A 20,082-nucleotide genomic window follows, 5' to 3' on the forward strand; every position below is an offset into this window, starting at 1 on the left:
GAAGGCCCAAAAATTTCAGGCCTTACGAATAAACATTTTAGAGATTGCCAAGCCGACTTTGTTACGCGACTTTCTTGCGCAGCGCAGCCAACTCTTTTTCGATATTTTCGTCTTGTTCAAGCTTCTCGATTTGCGCACTTAAAGATTGGCTTTCAGATACCAAATCATAAGCTTCGACTTGTGATTCTAAGTCGTCGATACGACTTTCATAATGTTCGAACCGAGCAATTGCATCGTCAATTTTCTCAACACTCTGAGAGGTTTTCGCTTTCAGACGTACTGACACTGATTGCTGTCTAATATCCAACGCTTTTTGACGACTTCTTGCTTCTTTAAGTTTCTCTTGCAAACGTGAAGTGTCGTCTTGCAATTTAGCAATAGCCTCTTCAACCACGTCCATTTCTTTGGTTAGCAATTTTAACGACTCTTGCGCTTTGTTTTTTTCAACTAAAGCGGCTCTAGCTAAGTCTTCACGCTCTTTTTTAAGCGCGACTGTGGCTTTGCTCTGCCAATCTTTAACTTGTCCCTCTAGCTTTTCCTGTTTGCGCACTAAGTGTTTTTTATCAGCTAAACTTCTTGCCGCAACTGAGCGTATTTCTACTAAGGTCTCTTCCATTTCTTGCACTATTAGGCGAATGACCTTTTGTGGATCTTCCGCTTTGTCTAAGATGGCATTAAGATTTGCTTGTACTATGTCTGACATTCTTGTGAACATACCCATTTTTCGATCCTCCGAGATTTATATGAGTGTTGTATTTTGAATTACTTTGATAATTCTAAATTCAATTTTCTTTACCAGTACTTCTCTTATTACAAACTACGTGCCAAACTTTCAAATACAGCTAAACCATTGTTTATTATCTACTTTTAATATTGCCATCTGAATTTAAAAAATACGTTTTGAATTTCAAATTAGGATATTAGTCAAATTCGCTAATTAGTTGGTCAAAATATTAAAACTAGGAAAGCGTTATAAAATAGCGGCAGATAAATGTTCGATGTCTGAATTAAGGGCGTGAAAAAAACGTCATAGTGATGGGAGTATGTTGTCGGCGCACAACATATCTTTAGAGAGATCGCGATCTCACTAGGCAGACCAACAAACCTCTGAAAAGTGAATAGTACTTTTAGCAAGTCCGCTAAACCTAATACTAGGGTTTGAAACGGACGGGCAACTAAAACTTCTTAAGTACTTCCAGAACAGACTCCATTTGATATTGCCTTAAGTCAGATACACTATTCTCAGAAAAGTGTTTAAAGCTGACAGATGCATCTTCATACAATGCAGCACCTGTGGCCGATAACTTAACCAAACTTATTCTGGCGTCTCTTGGATTTTTTTGTTTTTCAATGAGGTGAATTTTTTCTAGAGGATTCAACATACGTGTTACACCTGAAGCTGTCATACCTAAAGCTTCAGCTAAGGCGATTCGACTCATTGTGTGCATCGGTTGATTAGACAAAACATGCAATGCCATGTACTCACTAAAGCTAACCCCGTGCACACTTAAACTACGATCAAGCTTTTTATTAACCTTTACAGCAGCTAAGTTCAAATTGATTAACAGCGACATAGAGTCAGTTAGTTTTTTCATTTCATATCCAAATTATTAATTGACACATCAAGTATATATCAACAATTAATTTAGTGAACCATTATTTTAGATGACAAAGCGGACAGGATGGAAAGTTATTTAAGCTAAGGATGGATAAATTTCGAGAGGGTAATTTAAATAAAAGATGACGGTCTCTACTGCGCGTTGCGACCGTCATGATATTGGAGATTAGAACCATTAACCGGTACTGCATGGCTGTTCTTTTTACACTCGACCAGACTAAATACTAATGCTGCTGCGAGGTAGGCCATTACCGGTGCTAATAATAGAGTAAGTAGATGTATGTGGTTAAACATAGTTAGTCTCCTTACTATTCAGCTTTATCACTTTCTTCTTTTTTAAGTTCAGTGTCACTGTTTAAATCTGTAATGGTTACGTTAGTTACATAATCTTGTGAATCAGACTCAAAACCAATTGAATTGTTTACTGTCAAAATGGCCTCTTCAACACCGTATGATATTTCTTCTTTAGTAACGCTAACTGCTTGTGAAATAAGTGAACCAACAAGTTGTTCTACTGATACATTTGCTGCATGTACAGATGAAGCTACGAATAAACCTGAGATAAGTACTGTTGCTGCTGTGATTTTCTTAAACATAATAATTTCCTTAGTAGTTGTGCTGTATGTGTAACTGATTATTCAGTTACTAGTTAAGTCGCAATCATTATTGCGATAGTTGTGCCAACTACTAAAAAAAATTTCATCCATTTGTTTTTTAAAGGATTTTCAAAAAACATGGGACGCGACAAATAAACCAAATAACATTTTTTTGAAGTAAAAAATAATATTTTAGTGTTTTTGACCAAGTCACTTAGCGTTTTTAACCAACTTGGTCAGGTGCATGAGTATTGCGAAATTGTTCCGCTTGGAATTGAGCTTCATCCAGAGTATCTAATGCATCATGCAATAACTCAATGCCGACACCTTTTTGAGTACCATTCTGACTTAAGTATCTGCGCCAAATACGCGCACCAGGTTGTCCTTGGAATAAACCGAGCATATGCCGAGCTATGTGCCAGATTCGGGTATGAGGTAACTCTAATTGGACCTCTGCATACTCAATCATTTTTTCAACAACCTGATGACGAGTTGGAATAGCATGGTTATCGTTGTAAAAAAGCTTATCAACCTCGGCTAAAATATACGGATTGCTATAAGCCTCGCGACCTATCATTGCCCCATCTATATATTTTAAGTGTAAGGCCACATCGTCTAACGTCTTCACTCCACCATTAATGCTAATGTGCAAATCTGGAAATTGCTCTTTTAAATGATAAACACGCTCATACATCAAAGGCGGTATGTCGCGATTCTCCTTCGGACTTAAGCCCTTTAACCAAGCCTTACGGGCATGCACAATAAAGGTATCGCAACCAGCACCCGCGACTTGTTCGATAAATCTGGTCAAATCTTCATACTCGTCCATTTCATCGATACCAATACGAGATTTCACAGTCACTGGAATATCTACCTCGGCCTGCATACTCTTAATACATGCAGCAACGGTTTCTGGCTCAGCCATCAAACAAGCGCCGAAGCGTCCATTTTGTACACGATCAGACGGACAGCCAACGTTAATATTCACCTCATCATAACCACGTTGTTGTGCGAGCAGCGCACAGCGAGCCATATCCACGGGATCCGAACCACCTAATTGCAGCGCAACTGGATGCTCTTCATCATTGAAAGCTAAATAATCGCCCTTACCAAAGATGATAGCCCCCGTTGTCACCATTTCGGTATAAAGCAAAGAGTGTTGTGAAATCTGTCGTAAAAAATAACGACAATGTTTATCAGTCCAATCCAGCATTGGCGCGATTGAAATGGTGCGGTTGATGATTGAAGTATTCAATGGAATCCAGTTGCCTAAAATATCGAGGTTATAAACCTATAGTTAAATTAATATGCGAAATTGTGACAATTTTTTAACATCTACGACAATTGGTCGATTTAATGGGTTGAAAAATTTGTACATAGCCACTTTATAGGCGTATTTTACCATATAACAGATTGGGAGAAAGCAATTGCATAGGCATTACTTTTTCTCCTAATTTTGAACAACTTGATATTTGTTTGCATTTTCGGGTGAACCAAACACTTTTGGAGATGCCAAACAGTTAAGATTAATGTCACTGTCTGTAAATAATTACTAAGTAGTAAAGAGTAAGAATTTGATGAAAACCCTTTGGTTCAATATATTGCTGATGTCGTGGGTAGCTAGTTTTAGCTTCTCATCAGTAGCATTTGAGAATCAACAAGGTGCAGTCGACCAATCCAGTTCAATAGTAGAACAGGCGCAAATATTTAGTCTTGATCCTTTAGACTTTGATTTCGATGCGACCTTAAATTCATTCACTTCATCTTCAAGCCTAGTCAGCTATGCCCCCTTCGCTTATCAGCAAAATGCAGCTTTTATTGTATTCAAAAATGCTGACTTTATACGCGGTCCGCCCTCTATATCCATCTGATACAAAAACAATTTTTTAATTTTATAATTTTATAAAATCAGAGGGTATTCCCATGAGTATAACTGACGTTTTAATTCGTTATCGTGTCGACTGTGCATTTATTCAGTCTAAAACAAAAAGCAATCTGTTAAAAAGTGTTAAAAAGGAGCGTGCAAATGAAAAAGTTAGCGCTCTATAACACTGAATCGGTAGACAAACTCGTTTGGCCCCCCGAAAACACTAGCATCACAATGCGTTCAAATGCGTTGTCTATTTTCACTGATTTCAAGCAGTTCATGCCTTTGGTTATCGATTCCACAGCGAAAGCTGTGGAGCTTGAAGATCTGATGAAAAAGTCACATGTTAGAATGAAACTGGTACTTGATAGTGAAAAGAACTTCATTGGAGTTATTGCATTAAGTGACTTAACCGAGCAGAAAATACTTGCGAAAGTTACCAAAAATCAACCTCGGGAAGAAATTACCGTCACCGATTTTATGCGTCCAAGAAACACGCTTAAAGCTTTCGCTTACGAGGAATTAAGTACAGCCAGAGTGGGTGATGTAGTAGAAACTCTGAGGGATAATCATCAACAACATTGTTTGGTAATTGATAAGAGTAATCACGAAATTCGTGGGTTGATTTCAGCAAGCGATGTCGCAAGGCTGTTGAAATTACCAGTAGATATTCAATTACAGCCATCCTTCGTTGATTTATTCAATGTAGCTGAAGCGTGATAATTCCCATCCTATCTAACATTCAGATGGGATGTGGCTTGTTGGGTAAAGCTCACACTTCTTAACGCTTTGCACTCTACATAAAGAAGTAGGTATGCAAAGCGTTAGTCATGCATTAGTTAAGCTATTTGCAATGAGAATTCACCGCAACATCCGATATCAAAACAAACCAAAAAAAATAGTGAAGGGTAATTATATCCTTCACTATTTTTAGTTTTTTAACCGACTGAGATTAACCTAAACTGGGGTTGAGTAAAAATTTCTCGCCGGTTTTCTTTGCCATATATTTGGCAATAACAGAAGGCTCTAGAACCTGCTCAAAAGACAGTTCATCGGTAAAATCAATGGCGAAAGTTGTATCGATTTCATTAGCAACACGCTGATGTAATTGTTTTACCTTTTGTGGACTTTGTTTGCCTAAGAATTGCATTAGCAACCAGCCTCCAATACCCCATGTCATGCCATAGGCGCGATTTAACACTGTTGGAGAAAAGTCTAATCCACCATAAATGTACACCTGCTTGTTATCAGCTGAACCATAAGTATTAAATCCTTTGGCGTCTTTACTTCCCACTCTTTCCATTGCTGCGAGTATATTACTGACTAAGTCGCCACCACCAATTGCATCAAAGGCCAATGTGGCTCCGGTAGATTCGATTGCTTCATACAGATCTTGTTTGAAGTTTTCACTTGAGGAATTACAAATGTATTTTGCCCCAAGCTTTTCTAGTATTTCTACCTGCTCTTGTTTTCTAACGATATTCACTAACGGAACATTTTCAGCAATACATATTTTATTCAGCATTATTCCTAGACTCGACGCAGCTGCTGTATGTACCAAAGCAGAATGTCCTTCTGCACGCATAGTTTCTACCATACCTAAAGCGGTTAATGGGTTAACAAAAGAAGAAGCCGCTTGCTTAGCTGAGGTATTTTCATTATGGACAATACATGCTTGAAATGGCACAACACACAACTCAGAGTAAGTTGCACCACTTAATACGCCGACCGTTTTCCCCATCAAGGCTTTGGCTGATTCACTGTCTCCAGTGGCGACCACTTTACCAGCCCCTTCATTACCTATTGGTAAAACCTGATCCAATCTTGAGCGCACGCTAGCAAGCATCGCTGGTGCAACTGGCGCAGTAAATTCCATTTGATCTTTATTAAAGGTTCCTTCGTATACGTTAGCTGGACCAAACATTGGCCACATATCGGACGGATTAATAGGTGCGGCTTGGATTTGAACCATCACTTCATGAGGCTTCAAAGCGGGTATTTCTCGTTCTTTTAAAGAAACGGTTAGTTGGCCATTTGAAGTAATTTCGGTGAATAATTGTTTCGTGACTGTCATATTTTAACTCTCATAATGTAAAGGCAAAATGTATAAATCCAAGCTAACATTAAGTGTTGAGATATTCGAATGATAATATTTGTTTGATCTACATTAGTTACATTAATGTAACTTTATTAAACAACGATAAAGAGAATATTGAAAGAACGAATGAAAGCTTAATTTGCTACGGATAATTTAAGAACGGCAATTATTCAACGTTTTAGAAAGTGCTTAAGCTTTATCTAGCACTGCTAGTTCAAGGTACACATTGAAGCAAAGAATAATATACCGTTTGCTCATCTGCATTTAAAACTTTCCGTTCTCATTTTAAAGGCTAAATAAGCAAATTCACCTGCAAACTTAGCATTTTATTTTCAACAAAAATGTGGATATACGAAATGAATAGCATGAACCGACCATGGATAGACAGCGCTAACAAGGTTGTGACTTTTGTTTTACCAATACTATTACTGATCAGCTTCGCCATCGCTCCCATTTATGGAACTTGGCTTGAAGCGGCTGTGGTAGGCATTCCTGCCGTTATTATTCCACTACTTTTGATCAATAAAAACGCGCAAGCCGAAATTACTCAGCACGTAGTTGCTGTCAGCTTTATGTTGTTTTCAGCTTTGCATATTCAGCAGATGCACGGCGCGATTGAAATTCACTTTGGCATATTTGTGTTGATGTCGTTTTTAGCTTTTTATCAAAATTGGCGTATTTTTATTACCGCAATTATTGTCGTTGCAGTGCACCATTTAGGCTTTTTCTTTTTACAGCAGGATGGTGCGCCCCTATATGTGCTGTTAGATGGTGAACTACTTTTCACCTTACTATTAGTGCATTTTGCTTATGCTATTGCGCAAGGTGTGATTTTAGCCTGGATGAGTAAAAAGAACGCAGTTAACACCCAAGCTGCCCATGAATTGTTAAAAAGTGTTGGCGGCATTGCCACAGGTGACGGCAAATTTAATCTGACTTATCGCTCTAACCCCAATTCTAAAAGCCAATCAGTCATTGCCTTTAATCAATTAATTCAATCCTTTGAAATTATTGTCAATGAAGTGGAGATGCTCGGGGAAAAAATAGACAAAAATGCGAGTTCCACCAAAGCTGCTTCAAATGAACTACAAGAATTTAAACCAATCGCAAACTCCGAAATATCCGCTATTGCGAATGCTTCTGAGCAGCTATCGGATTCTGCCACAAGCATATCGGATTTAGCCATAGAAACCTATAATCGCGCTAGTGATGCCAGACAGGATACCGAAAAAGCGCAAACGGAGATGACGAACGCAAATACCGAAGTGAGCAAATTAGTTGAGAACATTTCAAAGACCAGTAAAAGTATTGAAGACTTGGCCAATGAGTGCGATAGCATTTCTAGTGTTTTAGAAACCATACAATCTATAGCAGACCAAACTAACCTACTAGCACTAAATGCCGCGATTGAGGCGGCCAGAGCGGGTGAGCAAGGACGCGGATTTGCAGTAGTTGCCGATGAAGTTCGTCAATTAGCTTCGAGAACAAAAACCAGTACCGAAGAAGTCAATGAAATCATGGCAAGACTGCTGTCATCTTCCAAACAGTCTAGTTTATTTATGCAGGAATGTATGACTTTAGGAAACACCACCAGTAAACAAGCTGATTCAGCGCTTAATTTAATGCAAAGCGTACAATCAAATATCGAACACGTTGATGAGGTGACTAATGGTTTGAAGAGCGCGGTGGAAAACCAAACCAATGTGATTAACAATATCGCCAACTCTGTGGGGCAATTGGATTCAATTAGTCAGAAAGAGTCCGCATTAGTGCAATCTGTTTCCAATGAAACTCAACAGTTAGAGCTCATATCAAGCAAATTAATGCAAAGTCTTAGTAAATTCAGATGAAACTAACCGATGACAATTAAAGGGATCTTAGCTGTGATTATGTGGGCAGGTGCAAGTCTGTTCGCATTATTTTACTTTGCTCAAAATAAGGTGACGAGTTTCGACCCCCAGCAATCATTGCTGCTAGCCTCAATGTCACAAGACTTTGATGACAAAGTTAAATCCGTTTTTTCCGGCGCCTTACAACCGATAAACAATACGGTCTTTCATATTCAAGGGGGATCTTGCAGTTGCAATAAACTGTCACAAACCCATATTCGTAAACTCAATATTACCTTTGCTGAAAATGGCTACAAGGTGCAAACAATTGATCCTAAAAATAACGCCAACCTGAAAAAACTAATTCCATCCTACCCAGCAGTGGTTATTTTTGATGAGTCAGGTAATTTAGGATATTTAGGCCCCTATTCCACTGGTTATCTGTGTAGCTCTCGGACAAGTTTAATAGAACCAATAGCTAAAACCATAGTCGCAAATAATCATCTAGGTGCCACAGTGGTCACTGATGGCGAAGGATGTTATTGCCAATCTTAAGCAAACAACATGTTAGTCTAGGACATTAACCAGAATATATTTAGGCAAATGCTGGTAGGCCAAAGTACGGAAGTTGATTGAAAAAATGAATGAAAATATGGACTCGATAATGTGGTTAAAAAAACTACAGACTTCAATAGTTGATAGCCAAACTAGACCTGAATCAAAATATGTCCAACTAGCGACTACTAATAATCAAAACCAGCCAGAAGTCAGAACCGTCGTTTTTCGTGGTTTTTTGAATACTACTACGTCTTTGCTTATCCACACCGATATACGAAGCAATAAAATCAATCAAATTCAGACCCATAACCAAGCTCAAATATGTTGGTATTTTAGTCAATCCAGAGAGCAGTACCGCTTAACCGGCAATATCCAGATTATAGATTTCCAAAATGAGCAACATCAGTCGCTGCGTTTACAACATTGGCAAAACCTGTCTTCTAGCGCGCAACAGTCGTATTCTTGGGAAACCCCCGGCGAAATTTTAGGTCTTGATGACATCCACCAAGCTCAAGTAAGTGATAACGTTAACCAAGACGAAGTAAGTGTAAACTTTGCCTTGCTATTATTTTCGGTCTCCGAAGTTGATCATCTTCAGCTCAAACTCACCCCACATAAGCGAAATCGCTACATTTATAGCAATCATGCATGGCAAACACTAAAGATAAACCCATAGAATTCGAAGCATGTTGTATTTAATTGTTATCCAGCGCAATACGCCCTGTTTTTACCGCTTGGCGCTTTACTCCTAATTGTGGAGCCAGCAAAAATATATCCCCATTATTGCCGGTTAACGTGCGTAAAACATTTGACTGCTTAGCTAAATAAGCGTTTCTTTGCATATGCATTTGTTCACCGTGAGTCGGCACTGCAACTTGTGGACGCACCCAGTTATACATTAATTTCAACTCTTCTTCACAAGGGTGACCCGAAGCATGAATAGCAAACTCACAGTCTTCAGACAAAACAGTGTTTATGTTACGCGCTTTGAACGCCTTGATCAGATTCTCAACGGCTTTTTCATTTCCAGGAATGACAATAGAACTGAATATGACCAAGTCCCCCTCATCAAGTGACAAGTCACGGTAATGATCTTGCGCCAGTTTAGACATGGCAGCCCTTGGTTCACCTTGACTACCTGTAGCGACAGCCAATACTTCGTTAGCCGGCAAGTAGCCACTGTGATAAGAGTCAATTATGCTTAAATCTTCAGGCCAATGCCCTGTTGCCTTGGCGGCCCCTACGGTATTTTGCAATGAGCGACCAAGCAACGCTAGATATCGTCCTGTTTGTTTGGCGATTTTCGCTAGGGTAATCAATCGCGCAATATTACTACTGAAACAGCCCACGACTACACGGCCAGGTGCTTCATCCACTAGCTGCTTCAATCCTCGATAACAAGCCCCTTCGGATATAGAATATCCACTTTTTGTGGCATTGGTTGAATCACAAATCATGGCTAAAATATTCTGCTTTCTCAGTGACTTAAACGGTTGTTCATTAAATGCTTTACCGGTAACCGGATGACTATCAATTTTCCAATCCGCAGTATGGAAAATATTCCCCGCTTCAGTCCGTATAATTAACGCATGGGGTTCTGGAATAGAGTGTGTAATTGGCATCCATTGCACATTGAAAACGCCAATATCCACAATTTGCTCAGACACCACTTCAATAATTGGCATATTTTGATTAGCGCTATTTCGCAATTTCCGACGAAGTATTTCAGCGGTGTAAGGGGTTGTATAAACGGGACACTTAAAGCGTTGCCAAAGATGCGGTAAGGCACCAATATGATCCTCATGGGCGTGAGTGATAACTATGCCAACCAAATTTTCTTTTTGACGAGTTATAAATGAGGGATCGGCACAGACCACATCATGTTTTGGTCCAACTGCAAATCCTTCTTTATAGGTTAATGGTTCATCGAAAGTGAGACCACAATCTACCATTAACCACTGATTGTTATGTCCAAAAAGATTCATGTTCATACCGATTTCGCCTGTACCACCTAACGGCAAGAACCACAGATCATTTTGTCCTGGAATATAAGATTGAATAAATAGCATCCTTTTATAGATTCAACTGCAAGTCATTATTATGCACTAGCTTCACAAAAAGATTATGTTTAAACGCAAATAAATATTTGAATCGAACGAAAATTGTATTGTTAGATTTTTTGCACTAAATCTGTCACAGTAGCTGTATATTATTTATACCGATTTGGAACCATAATTATAATTACAGGCTCAAATTCCTGACAAAGTGGTTTGTAGACAATACAAGTAATCATCAATCGACCATTTTTCAGGGAGCTTGAAACAACTACAGCGAGTTGGGGAAATTTATGTTGGTATTGCGATTGAACAAATCTGGTATGCCGCAAGCGTGGATAACACCTGAAGAAGCGGCCAAGTATTATGCCCAAGATCGGGTTTTATTCGAGCTGGGTGAAAGCAAAAAAGTCATGCTTGGTGGCTGGAATAATCAAGGAATTCAGAGTCGACTTCAGCTTTCTTCAATTATTGGTTGCGAAGGAAAAGTGACGAACTTGGACGGCAAAATTTCCCTGTGTAATCGTTATCTATTCCGTCGAGACAACTTTCTTTGCATGTATTGCGGACAAAAATTTAAATCATCCCAACTCACTCGCGATCATATTATCCCTCGCTCTCGCGGCGGAAAAGATGTGTGGACCAACTCAGCAACTTCCTGCACACGCTGTAACTGCCACAAGGCAGCGCGTACTCCTGAAGAAGCTCAAATGTCGTTAATTGCAGTGCCCTTCACACCCAATTTGTATGAGCGATTTTACCTGATGAATCGACGTATTTTGGCTGACCAAATGGCTTTTTTGGGGAATCACTTTTCACGAAATAGAAGTTGGCTGGATCAAATTTTGTAATCGTCTACCGAATCACAATAATTGTTTGCAACAAAGCCCACAATTTAGTTTACAATATCGCCCATTAATTCTGAGAAATGGGGTCTATTCTAGCGTGTCTATCCGCAATATTGTTGGTCATTTTATTGGTACCATATCTGTCATTATTTATTTTTTTAATACTGTCTTTTGGGTCATCCCCATTGTGATCCTTTCATTTTTAAAGTTGATCCCAATTAAATCTTGGCAAAAGTTGGTTAGTTATCCGTTAGATGGTTGTGCAACTGCTTGGATTGGCGTGAATAACTTAAATCAACGAATCACTTCCAATACCCAGTGGGATGTAGAAGGCGTTGAAACACTTACACTTAATGACTGGTATTTAGTGACGTCTAATCATCAGTCATGGGTCGACATTCTTGTTTTACAACGTATTTTTAATCGCAAAATTCCCTTTCTTAAATTCTTTCTAAAAAAGGAATTAATCTGGGTACCATTTTTAGGTATCGCTTGGTGGGCGTTAGATTTTCCTTTTATGAGTCGTCATTCGAAGTCTTTTCTAGCCAAGAACCCGCATTTGAAGGGTAAAGATATGGAAAGTACCCGCAAAGCATGTGAAAAGTTCAGCACTAAACCAGTCAGTATTATGAACTTCGTAGAAGGCACACGGTTAACAGAGGAAAAGTTGAAGCGAATCAACGGTCCCTATAAACACCTTTTAAAACCTAAAGCTGGCGGGATGGCGTTTGTGCTTAGTGCCATGGGCAATCAATTGCACAAGTTTTTGGACGTAACAATATATTATCCAGAAGGTATACCGTCTTTTTGGGACTTTGTGTGTGGTAGGGTCAAAAAAATACAAGTAAAAGTGAGAATTTTGTCCGTCGAAGACATTCTTAATAGCGATGCCTTTGGAATGGATTATTTTGACAACCCCGAACAACGCGCTCGATTCCAACGTTGGTTAAATCAATTGTGGTCTGAAAAAGATCACACTCTCACGACTATGTCTTCGAGTAAATAGAGTGTTATGTTGAGTTTTATCCCTGCTTTTTTGATGTTCCCAATCCATTTTGCATTACAAATACTTAATCTTGGTTTTTGGGCAGCGTTGATTATTATTTTGGGGGTAATTAAGTTTATACTCCCATTTAAATGGGTAGCATCACTGCTCAGTCCAATGATGCATTTTATGATGTTTGCGTTTGGGGTGGTTAGTGTCAAACTCATACGACTGACCAACAACGTCCAATGGGACTGTTCTGTAGAAGGGGAGTTGAGCAAAGACAGCTGGTATTTGATGATGCCAAATCACTTAAGCTATTTAGATATCATTTTATTGATTGAGTTTGCCGCATCGCGGATCCCCGCCCCCAAATTTTTCCTCAAGAAAGAACTCATATGGTTGCCCTTTGTTGGTTTAGGAGCCTGGGCCCTTGGCATGCCTTTTATGCAGCGCTATAGCAGAGAGTTCGTGGAGAAGAATCCCCACTTAAAAGGCAAAGACATTGAAACCACCCGTAGATACTGTAAGAAGTTTCAAAGCACACCAACTACGGTAATCAACTTTGTTGAAGGATCAAGATTCACACCAGAAAAGCAGCGGGCTAAATCCAGCCAGTACCAACATTTACTTCCCCCTAAAGCCGGAGGTGTAGCTTTTACATTAGCGGCTATGGGCGACCAATTTACTAATATCTTGAATGTCACCATTTTGTATCCTGAAAACAACCAACATCCAATGATGGATATGCTGTGCGGCAATCTTACCCGCATAGTTGTGCACATTGATGTACTCCCCGTGGCGGATGATGTTATTGGAGACTATTTCAACGATGCGGAGTTTAAAGGACGGTTCCAGATTTGGCTAAATGATTTGTGGGCCAGTAAAGATAAATTCATATCACAATTAGGTAGCTCGAAATAATGCTTCAACAAGAAAAAGTCAAAGAATGGTTGCTGACGAATTTAAGTACAATTGATGTAGGCATCACTGAGCATAGTTGGCTGTATCAAACCTCCGCTATTTTACTTTCTTTAGGTCTGGCCACAATCGCTTTCATGTTAACCCGTTTGTTGATGCGCGGGCGTATTTCGAGAATCGTTTCATTAAGCCGAAATAATTGGGATGATGAGCTCCATAAACATGGGTTTTTCCAGCGTATAGGCCACATAGTTCCTGCTTTGGTTATATTTTTATTAACCCCTGTTTTGCTTGACGTATCTAATATTCTTTACGCGTTTATTCAAAAAACCATGTTGATTTATATAGCTGTCTCAGTTGTATGGTCTAGTAGTGCGCTATTTAACACAATTGAAGACGTGTATAACGCGTCAGATTTGGCCAAACGAGCGCCGATAACCGGCTTTATTCAGGTGGCTAAACTGGTCGTCGTGATCCTTGCTGTACTGCTTATTATTTCTAATTTACTCAATAAATCTCCCCTACTGTTACTTTCAGGTCTTGGTGCTGTTACAGCCATATTATTATTGTTATTCAGAGACACTATTCTCGGTTTTGTGGCGGGAATTCAAATTGCAGCGAACCGAATGGTGAATACGGGCGACTGGATTGAACTGCAAAAATACGGTGCTGACGGTGAAGTATTAGAAGTTGGATTAACCACAGTTAAAGTACAGAACTGGGACAAAACCATCTCAACAATACCCACTTATACGTTAATCAGTGATTCGGTGAAAAACTGGCGCGGCATGTCTGAGTCGGGCGGGAGGCGAATAAAACGCGCGATTAAAATAGATATCAGTAGTATTAAGTTCTGTGATGCTGAAACGCTTAGCGAGTACAAAAAAATCCGATATATCAGTGACTATATTGAATCTAAAATCCAGTTGCTGCGCGATTATCACGACCAACAACATATTGACGAGCAAGATTTATTAAACAGTCGCCGTTTAACCAACATAGGTACTTACAGAGCCTACGTTAATGCGTATTTGCATCATCATATGCAACTCAATAAAGATATGACCATGATGGTTCGTCAATTGCCACCAACTGAAACCGGACTACCTTTGGAAATATATTGCTTTTGTGCAGATAAAAATTGGGTAAATTATGAAGGGGTGCAGGCAGATATTTTTGATCACTGTTTAGCTATGTTACCTATTTTTAATCTGAGAGCTTATCAAAGAGTTAGCGACAAATAATCAATACAGGGATTGCGCCCTAGTCTTGCAAACAATAACGCTGACTGTTTGCATCCATTTAGAGGAAAACTTTAGTCAGCGTTAATATCATTGATTAAAAAGCTTAGATTTAGCTCCAGGCTAGGGCTACGGACAACAACAAAGTCGCAACCAATCCCGTCACACCGAAGAATCCATACTCAACTTTCTCACGCATTCCACCAGCAGGTGAAGGTAGAAAACCCATAATCAAACAGGTTGCGCCCAAAACAAACACAAGAACTGTTATTCCAAATAAAATGGCATCAACCATGCTATCTCCAAGTTAATTAACGTTAAACTCCGTACATTATGCACCAAAACGTCTAATTGGGGGAGTGATCTATATCAAACAGTTAAAATTTTCTTCAATATATAATAGCCAAAAGAATATAGTTAAATTGACTAACTTTTAGTATTTCTTCCTATTCATCGTAGGTCATATTACCAACTTCACAATTCTAAAATAAGTTAACTAATTGATTATACTGAACTAATTAAAACTGGCCAGAGTGTTGCTACCTTATTAATAAATTCAATCAACACAGTCAGTGGTCGCTAGCGGTCATTGTGCTAATTAGTTAATTTATGTAGAGGAAAAAATTATGAAACAATCAGTGATCGCCGCAAGTATATTGTTGCTCTCTGGCACCGCGGCCGCAAATGAATGTGACGTTAGCATGGATGGTCAAGTTTCCTTAATAAACAACGTATTGACCATAACGACTGAAGCCAATGATGTAATTAAAATTGATGCTGGCGAAGCGTTATTTGTAAACGGCCAGCGCATGGATGTAAACAGGGACCAAGAAAGGTGGGTATCTGAATACTACAATGGTATCTACGATGCAGTCCCAGTAGCGGCTGAACTTGCCCTAGATGGTGTAGCAATAGCCAATGTTGCAGTGTCTGAAGTTTTGGGTAATTTGCTGGGAACGGACAGCAACGCAGTGGATAAGATCCAAGAAAAATTAGATCAAATTAAGGAAAAAATTGAATTCAACTTTTACGCTGATGATGGCAGCATTCATATAGATTCTGCTAACTTTTCAGATGGCGATTTTTTAGGTGCGCAGTGGCAACAAGATTTTGAAGAAACAGTGGAAGAAGTGGTTACCGCATCCATTGGCCATTTAATGATTGCCCTTGGAACCGAACTTATATTTGGTGATGGTGATACAGATGCTTTCGATGAACGTATGGATAACTTTGGCCAAAATATCGAACAAAAGATTGAAGCCAGAGCTGAAAAGTTAGAACAAAAAGCCGATGCTTTTTGCATGCGTTTAGCAAGCATTGATTATGCTGAAAATAAACTTCAAAACTCAATGCAAGAGTTGTCAGGATTAAATCTGATTACCGTGAAGTCAGATTATAAAATGTAAAAGGCAAAATAAATATCGTGAAAATAGCAATTATTGGGGCGGGTTGGTTAGGTTTACCACTTGCCCAAGCATTAACTCAAAGTGGCCACTCAATTGTGGCCACAAAACGTTCTGCCTCTGACGTCAAAAAGTTACAGGATATGGGTGTATCAGCGTTCCAATATGCTCTGGGCGATAACTTAAACAGCCCTGAACTAGGCAACTTGTTTGACGTGCAAACTCTTATCCTGAATATACCGCCAGGTCGCAAATCGCCATCTTTGACTGAATACACTAATCAGATGCAAGCATTAGTCACAACAGCCAAACAAAAAGGTGTGCAAAAGGTTATTTTCATTTCAACTACTGCGGTCTATGGTAATCGCGATGGAATAATTTACGAATATTCACCAGTAGCTCCACACACCAACAGTGGCAAAGCTCATGTCGAGATTGAAAATTGGATTCGCGATCTATTCCAGCAAAACGCCTGTATTCTTCGATTAGCAGGTTTGGTCTCACAAGATAGACATCCTGTACGTAGTTTAAGTGGCAGGAAAAATATTGAAAATGGTCAGCAAGCTATCAACCTTGTACACCGGGAAGACGTGATTAGCGCCATTCAAAAGATAATTACAAACAATAAGTTTGGCCAGACTTATCACTTAAGTAGTGTTGAGCACCCAACCCGACAGCAATATTATACTGATGCCGCAACGTCTTTAGGCTTGCCGCCTCCTGAATTTACCCCTGTCACCTCAGCGCCCTCAGGCAAACGCATCAATTGTGACCTCACCATTAACGCACTTGAGCTAACCTTAGCCTACCCTAGTCCATACGATATGCTTTAGCGCCAACCTAAAACCTCAAATTCATATTTATCAGATGTAAAAAAGCCGGTCTGTTGACCGGCTTTAATTTGAAGTTAGTTACCTAACTATCCAATCAGCGCTTTTCCGAAATACTTCAGTGCGACAGTATTAATAAAGACTAAAAATAGGATTAGCGGAATAAAGGTTCCCACCGAAAAGTCGACGTATTTTTCAAAGAAACTGCCTTTGTAACTAGGAGCTCCTTGGTCTAACTCTGCATTAAAATTCTCTTTTTTCCAACGATAAATCACGAATAGACAGATTAGCAATCCATTTAACGGCAAAATTGTGTCATAAAAAACATCAACAATAATGTCGAACAAGGATTTATTCTGTCCTGCGTAACTCGTCAATGAGGTGACGGGATCCCAAATACCAAATGACAGAGTCGTCACCCCAGAGGTCACAACCAATAACAGCCCCATTACGCCCAACGCTTTTTTCCGGCCCACTTTTTTCGATTCCATAAAGGATGCCACTGGCACTTCGAAAATTGAAACCAAAGAGGTTATGGCGGCAAAGAATACCAGTAAGAAGAACAAACCGGCGACAACACTTGCTCCAACGTAGCCAATGGAGGCCTGTAAAGCTAAAAATATCTTAGGCAAAAAGGTAAAAATCATTCCTACAGAGGAGTCACTCAACTCTGCTGTATTCGTATTAGGGTTAAACGAAAATACCGCTGGAAGAATTAAAAGCCCTGCAATGAAGGCCACCCCTGTATCCGCTAAAGCAACGAATTTGGCCGAACCTGGTACATCACTTTTGCTATCTAAATACGAACCATAGGTGATCATAATCCCCATCCCCAAAGATAAGGAAAAGAACGCTTGAGATAATGCGGCGCTGACCACAGATGCATCAATTTTACTGAAATCGGGGACCAAATAATATTCCACCCCAGCAAAGGCATTGTCTAGGGTAAGTACAAAAATAACCAGACCGATTAGCATGACAAACAAGGCGGGCATCATCACTTTTGCGGCTTTTTCGATCCCCTGTTTTACCCCTCCTTGCAAAATTAAGTACACCACAGCTAACACACCAACCATGTATATAAATAACTGCGAAGACTTTACGAAATCAGTAAATGTTGAAGGATCGGCTAATTTATCTAAATTACCCATCGCGATTTGAAACAGGTAACCAAAGATCCACACGGTAATGACCAGATAAAATACCGCGATCATAAAAGGCGTAATAATTGACAACCATCCCGCTATCCGCCAATGCAACTGATTTTGGCTAAGTTTGACATAAGCATTGAGGGGATCCATTCGACTTCGCCGTCCAATAGACATCTCTGCCAACATCACGGGTAAACAAATTAACATCACAAAAACGGCATAAATGAGCAAGAATGCTCCGCCACCATTTTTGGTGGCAGCAACTGGAAATCCCACCATGTTGCCAATACCCACAGCGGACCCTGCCGCAGCCAAAACAAACCCGAGACGAGAACCAAACTGTTCGCGATCTGCTGCCATAATATTTTCCTTTTTTGTTGGTTGATTACCCCTTACTGTAGACTACAGCGCAGTTTAATCACCCTTATTGTTTTTAGGTTAGAATGACGATGTTAACAGGCTAATTTTAAAATGTCTTTTACTTAAAAATATAGGTTTGCCAAAAATTAAAACACAGCAGATATGCAGCGTAATATTGATAAAACACCCACATTTCACCATGGAATCGGTTGATTATCCCAATCAATAAAATGCGGAGCTTGGTTGAAGTCTAATGTTTGCAGGTGTGATAGTAGTCTTTGCACAGTAAAATCCACACTAAATAACTTTTCCTTTGGCACATTGGATTGAAAAGGTTTAGACAACCCCGTATCTACTGTACCTGGGTGATAACAGATAAGTTCTACGTTTTTAAATCGACGTTTGTATTCCACCTGACTAGTTTTCACGAGCATGTTTAACGCGGCTTTACTGGCTCGGTAACCGTACCAACCTCCCAGTTTATTATCTTCTATACTGGCTACTCGGGCCGATAGAAAAACCACTTGAGAATGAACCGATTTAGAAAAAAGCATAGGCAGGTGTTTTAACCACATCATAGGCGCCAGAGTATTTACTTTAAAGTAGTATTCCAATTGTCTAGCTGTAACATCCTCTAGCCTTTTTTCTGGCCTCACCACCCCCGCTATGTCGTCGGCATGAAGAACGCCGATACAACAAATAACCAGGCTAAATTGACCGTATGCTTGCAACTCTTTACAAAGGTTCTCTACTTGCACTTCATCTACACTGTCTAGTTGATGAGTGCAGAGTTTTGGATGTTCGATTTTATCGGGTCTTCTAGATACAGCATGGACAACATCGAAGTGACTGTTATGACACAATCGACGAACAAGCTCGGCACCAATACCTGATGAACTGCCAATAATTAGCGCATTTGTTTTTTGCATAACTGAATTTTACCTCTGTATTTAGAGCTCAATAGCTTGCCCCTTTCCGCTAACTCAATTATTCCCATGCACATCACTAAGCAAAATAAGAGAGGGTTAAGCGGGCAATGATAATCTTAGTACGCAAAACTATCTGTTGTGGATGCCTTGAACTAAACTAAATTCGTTACCATGTTAAGTGCAACAATTCACGAAAACTTATTTTCTGAGGAAAAAATGGCAAATATTCAACAAGCAACCCTAGCAGGCGGCTGTTTCTGGTGTATTGAATCAGCATTCAACTCTGTTGATGGCATCCAATCAGCTTATTCAGGTTATGCTGCAGGTCACATTGATAATCCAACTTATGAGCAAGTTTGCAGTGGCTCAACGGGCCATGCTGAAGTGGTGAGAGTCAATTTTGATGCGGATAAAATTTCGTTTCGAGATGTATTGGAAATATTCTTTTCTTTGCACAACCCCACCCAATTAAATAGACAAGGCAATGATGTAGGCAGCCAATATAGAAGTGCTATTTTTTATCATAATGATGAACAGAAGAAATTAGCCGAAGAGATTATCGCGGAAATTGAAGAGCAAAAGATCTGGCCAGACCCTGTCGTTACCGAAGTCACGGAAATCAACAATTATTACCAAGCCGAAGATTATCATCAGGATTATTTCACTAACAACCCACAGAACCAGTATTGCAATATGGTCGTGGCCCCTAAATTAGCGAAATTTAAAAAGAACTTTGCCAGTCGATTGAAATGACAACGTTTTAACTATCAGGATATTCGAATAACAAACAGCAT

Annotated in this window: 22 protein-coding genes; 12 read left to right on the forward strand and 10 right to left on the reverse strand. The window is 39.5% G+C overall.

Going from position 1 to position 20,082, the window contains the following annotated elements:
• Positions 1 to 61 precede the first annotated feature (61 nt).
• The 5 genes from pspA to dusA all read right to left on the reverse strand — a co-directional run bounded on the left by pspA (position 62) and on the right by dusA (position 3,469).
• Positions 62 to 721 carry a phage shock protein PspA gene (pspA, locus tag KO530_RS13190; protein ID WP_216048911.1) on the reverse strand — a complete coding sequence of 220 codons (660 nt, stop codon included), beginning with the start codon at positions 719 to 721 and terminating at the stop codon, positions 62 to 64.
• Between the two features lie 454 nt (positions 722 to 1,175).
• Positions 1,176 to 1,595, reverse strand: coding sequence for a MarR family winged helix-turn-helix transcriptional regulator (locus KO530_RS13195; RefSeq protein ID WP_216048912.1), 420 nt, complete (start codon positions 1,593 to 1,595; stop codon positions 1,176 to 1,178).
• A 155-nt stretch (positions 1,596 to 1,750) separates the two neighbouring features.
• On the reverse strand, positions 1,751 to 1,912 hold the full coding sequence (locus tag KO530_RS13200; protein WP_216048913.1) for a hypothetical protein: 162 nt from the start codon (positions 1,910 to 1,912) through the stop codon (positions 1,751 to 1,753).
• Positions 1,913 to 1,926: 14 nt separating this feature from the next.
• A complete protein-coding gene (locus KO530_RS13205; protein ID WP_216048914.1) occupies positions 1,927 to 2,214 on the reverse strand; it encodes a hypothetical protein in 288 nt (95 codons plus the stop codon).
• A 223-nt stretch (positions 2,215 to 2,437) separates the two neighbouring features.
• Entirely contained in the window at positions 2,438 to 3,469 is a 1,032-nt protein-coding gene (dusA, locus tag KO530_RS13210; RefSeq protein ID WP_216048915.1) for a tRNA dihydrouridine(20/20a) synthase DusA, read from the reverse strand.
• Positions 3,470 to 3,791: 322 nt separating this feature from the next.
• On the opposite strand from dusA, the gene KO530_RS13215 reads away from it, so the two are divergent.
• Together KO530_RS13215 and KO530_RS13220 are read left to right on the forward strand one after the other, a co-directional pair.
• Positions 3,792 to 4,085: a hypothetical protein gene (locus KO530_RS13215; protein WP_216048916.1), complete on the forward strand. Its 294-nt coding sequence runs from the start codon at positions 3,792 to 3,794 to the stop codon at positions 4,083 to 4,085.
• Between the two features lie 155 nt (positions 4,086 to 4,240).
• The gene (locus tag KO530_RS13220; RefSeq protein WP_216048917.1) at positions 4,241 to 4,801 is read left to right on the forward strand and encodes a CBS domain-containing protein; all 561 of its coding nucleotides are present in this window, start codon (positions 4,241 to 4,243) and stop codon (positions 4,799 to 4,801) included.
• A 232-nt stretch (positions 4,802 to 5,033) separates the two neighbouring features.
• On the opposite strand, the gene KO530_RS13225 is transcribed toward KO530_RS13220, so the two are convergent.
• Positions 5,034 to 6,155, reverse strand: a complete 1,122-nt coding sequence (locus KO530_RS13225; protein WP_216048918.1) for a zinc-binding dehydrogenase — start codon at positions 6,153 to 6,155, stop codon at positions 5,034 to 5,036.
• A 380-nt stretch (positions 6,156 to 6,535) separates the two neighbouring features.
• On the opposite strand from KO530_RS13225, the gene KO530_RS13230 reads away from it, so the two are divergent.
• The 3 genes from KO530_RS13230 (at position 6,536) to KO530_RS13240 (ending at position 9,242) form a co-directional block, all read left to right on the forward strand.
• Positions 6,536 to 8,029: a methyl-accepting chemotaxis protein gene (locus tag KO530_RS13230; protein WP_216048919.1), complete on the forward strand. Its 1,494-nt coding sequence runs from the start codon at positions 6,536 to 6,538 to the stop codon at positions 8,027 to 8,029.
• Positions 8,030 to 8,038: 9 nt separating this feature from the next.
• Positions 8,039 to 8,563, forward strand: a complete 525-nt coding sequence (locus KO530_RS13235) for a DUF6436 domain-containing protein (protein WP_216048920.1) — start codon at positions 8,039 to 8,041, stop codon at positions 8,561 to 8,563.
• 109 nt (positions 8,564 to 8,672) lie between these two features.
• Positions 8,673 to 9,242 carry a pyridoxamine 5'-phosphate oxidase family protein gene (locus KO530_RS13240; protein ID WP_216048921.1) on the forward strand — a complete coding sequence of 190 codons (570 nt, stop codon included), beginning with the start codon at positions 8,673 to 8,675 and terminating at the stop codon, positions 9,240 to 9,242.
• 19 nt (positions 9,243 to 9,261) lie between these two features.
• On the opposite strand, the gene KO530_RS13245 is transcribed toward KO530_RS13240, so the two are convergent.
• A complete protein-coding gene (locus tag KO530_RS13245) occupies positions 9,262 to 10,557 on the reverse strand; it encodes a ribonuclease J (protein WP_216049199.1) in 1,296 nt (431 codons plus the stop codon).
• 356 nt (positions 10,558 to 10,913) lie between these two features.
• Between KO530_RS13245 and KO530_RS13250 the strand changes: the two genes are divergently transcribed.
• The 4 genes from KO530_RS13250 (at position 10,914) to KO530_RS13265 (ending at position 14,618) form a co-directional block, all read left to right on the forward strand.
• On the forward strand, positions 10,914 to 11,471 hold the full coding sequence (locus KO530_RS13250; protein WP_216048922.1) for an HNH endonuclease: 558 nt from the start codon (positions 10,914 to 10,916) through the stop codon (positions 11,469 to 11,471).
• A gap of 94 nt (positions 11,472 to 11,565) precedes the next feature.
• Positions 11,566 to 12,474, forward strand: coding sequence for an acyltransferase (locus KO530_RS13255; protein ID WP_436792303.1), 909 nt, complete (start codon positions 11,566 to 11,568; stop codon positions 12,472 to 12,474).
• Between the two features lie 6 nt (positions 12,475 to 12,480).
• Positions 12,481 to 13,377 (forward strand): acyltransferase, encoded by an 897-nt coding sequence (locus KO530_RS13260; protein WP_216048923.1) that lies wholly within the window; start codon positions 12,481 to 12,483, stop codon positions 13,375 to 13,377.
• Positions 13,377 to 14,618 carry a mechanosensitive ion channel family protein gene (locus KO530_RS13265; RefSeq protein ID WP_216048924.1) on the forward strand — a complete coding sequence of 414 codons (1,242 nt, stop codon included), beginning with the start codon at positions 13,377 to 13,379 and terminating at the stop codon, positions 14,616 to 14,618. Before KO530_RS13260 ends, KO530_RS13265 begins: the two co-directional genes overlap by 1 nt.
• Before the next feature lie 109 nt (positions 14,619 to 14,727).
• Here KO530_RS13265 and KO530_RS13270 read toward each other — a convergent pair whose 3' ends face one another.
• The gene (locus tag KO530_RS13270; RefSeq protein WP_216048925.1) at positions 14,728 to 14,910 is read right to left on the reverse strand and encodes a hypothetical protein; all 183 of its coding nucleotides are present in this window, start codon (positions 14,908 to 14,910) and stop codon (positions 14,728 to 14,730) included.
• 331 nt (positions 14,911 to 15,241) lie between these two features.
• On the opposite strand from KO530_RS13270, the gene KO530_RS13275 reads away from it, so the two are divergent.
• Both KO530_RS13275 and KO530_RS13280 read left to right on the forward strand, forming a co-directional pair.
• Entirely contained in the window at positions 15,242 to 16,021 is a 780-nt protein-coding gene (locus tag KO530_RS13275) for a DUF2884 family protein (RefSeq protein ID WP_216048926.1), read from the forward strand.
• Between the two features lie 17 nt (positions 16,022 to 16,038).
• Complete coding sequence (locus tag KO530_RS13280; RefSeq protein WP_216048927.1) at positions 16,039 to 16,851, forward strand: SDR family oxidoreductase; 813 nt, start codon at positions 16,039 to 16,041, stop codon at positions 16,849 to 16,851.
• An 86-nt stretch (positions 16,852 to 16,937) separates the two neighbouring features.
• On the opposite strand, the gene KO530_RS13285 is transcribed toward KO530_RS13280, so the two are convergent.
• Complete coding sequence (locus tag KO530_RS13285) at positions 16,938 to 18,359, reverse strand: sodium-dependent transporter (protein ID WP_216048928.1); 1,422 nt, start codon at positions 18,357 to 18,359, stop codon at positions 16,938 to 16,940.
• A gap of 194 nt (positions 18,360 to 18,553) precedes the next feature.
• The gene (locus tag KO530_RS13290) at positions 18,554 to 19,288 is read right to left on the reverse strand and encodes an SDR family NAD(P)-dependent oxidoreductase (RefSeq protein ID WP_216048929.1); all 735 of its coding nucleotides are present in this window, start codon (positions 19,286 to 19,288) and stop codon (positions 18,554 to 18,556) included.
• A gap of 216 nt (positions 19,289 to 19,504) precedes the next feature.
• Here KO530_RS13290 and msrA point away from each other — a divergent pair, with 216 nt between their 5' ends.
• Positions 19,505 to 20,041: a peptide-methionine (S)-S-oxide reductase MsrA gene (gene msrA, locus KO530_RS13295; protein ID WP_216048930.1), complete on the forward strand. Its 537-nt coding sequence runs from the start codon at positions 19,505 to 19,507 to the stop codon at positions 20,039 to 20,041.
• Positions 20,042 to 20,082: the final 41 nt, after the last annotated feature.

Source organism: Aliiglaciecola lipolytica, from assembly GCF_018860635.1.
In the GTDB taxonomy this organism is placed as follows: Bacteria; Pseudomonadota; Gammaproteobacteria; order Enterobacterales; family Alteromonadaceae; genus Aliiglaciecola; species Aliiglaciecola lipolytica_A.

Bases quoted from the DNA above. Each gene is read 5' to 3' on its own strand.
- pspA (WP_216048911.1), bottom strand. From the start codon at position 721: ATGGGTATGTTCACAAGAATGTCAGACATAGTACAAGCAAATCTTAAT.
- KO530_RS13195 (WP_216048912.1), bottom strand. From the start codon at position 1,595: ATGAAAAAACTAACTGACTCTATGTCGCTGTTAATCAATTTGAACTTA.
- KO530_RS13200 (WP_216048913.1), bottom strand. From the start codon at position 1,912: ATGTTTAACCACATACATCTACTTACTCTATTATTAGCACCGGTAATG.
- KO530_RS13205 (WP_216048914.1), bottom strand. From the start codon at position 2,214: ATGTTTAAGAAAATCACAGCAGCAACAGTACTTATCTCAGGTTTATTC.
- KO530_RS13215 (WP_216048916.1), top strand. From the start codon at position 3,792: ATGAAAACCCTTTGGTTCAATATATTGCTGATGTCGTGGGTAGCTAGT.
- KO530_RS13220 (WP_216048917.1), top strand. From the start codon at position 4,241: ATGAAAAAGTTAGCGCTCTATAACACTGAATCGGTAGACAAACTCGTT.
- KO530_RS13225 (WP_216048918.1), bottom strand. From the start codon at position 6,155: ATGACAGTCACGAAACAATTATTCACCGAAATTACTTCAAATGGCCAA.
- KO530_RS13230 (WP_216048919.1), top strand. From the start codon at position 6,536: ATGAATAGCATGAACCGACCATGGATAGACAGCGCTAACAAGGTTGTG.
- KO530_RS13235 (WP_216048920.1), top strand. From the start codon at position 8,039: ATGACAATTAAAGGGATCTTAGCTGTGATTATGTGGGCAGGTGCAAGT.
- KO530_RS13240 (WP_216048921.1), top strand. From the start codon at position 8,673: ATGTGGTTAAAAAAACTACAGACTTCAATAGTTGATAGCCAAACTAGA.
- KO530_RS13245 (WP_216049199.1), bottom strand. From the start codon at position 10,557: ATGAACATGAATCTTTTTGGACATAACAATCAGTGGTTAATGGTAGAT.
- KO530_RS13250 (WP_216048922.1), top strand. From the start codon at position 10,914: ATGTTGGTATTGCGATTGAACAAATCTGGTATGCCGCAAGCGTGGATA.
- KO530_RS13260 (WP_216048923.1), top strand. From the start codon at position 12,481: ATGTTGAGTTTTATCCCTGCTTTTTTGATGTTCCCAATCCATTTTGCA.
- KO530_RS13265 (WP_216048924.1), top strand. From the start codon at position 13,377: ATGCTTCAACAAGAAAAAGTCAAAGAATGGTTGCTGACGAATTTAAGT.
- KO530_RS13270 (WP_216048925.1), bottom strand. From the start codon at position 14,910: ATGGTTGATGCCATTTTATTTGGAATAACAGTTCTTGTGTTTGTTTTG.
- KO530_RS13275 (WP_216048926.1), top strand. From the start codon at position 15,242: ATGAAACAATCAGTGATCGCCGCAAGTATATTGTTGCTCTCTGGCACC.
- KO530_RS13285 (WP_216048928.1), bottom strand. From the start codon at position 18,359: ATGGCAGCAGATCGCGAACAGTTTGGTTCTCGTCTCGGGTTTGTTTTG.
- KO530_RS13290 (WP_216048929.1), bottom strand. From the start codon at position 19,288: ATGCAAAAAACAAATGCGCTAATTATTGGCAGTTCATCAGGTATTGGT.
- msrA (WP_216048930.1), top strand. From the start codon at position 19,505: ATGGCAAATATTCAACAAGCAACCCTAGCAGGCGGCTGTTTCTGGTGT.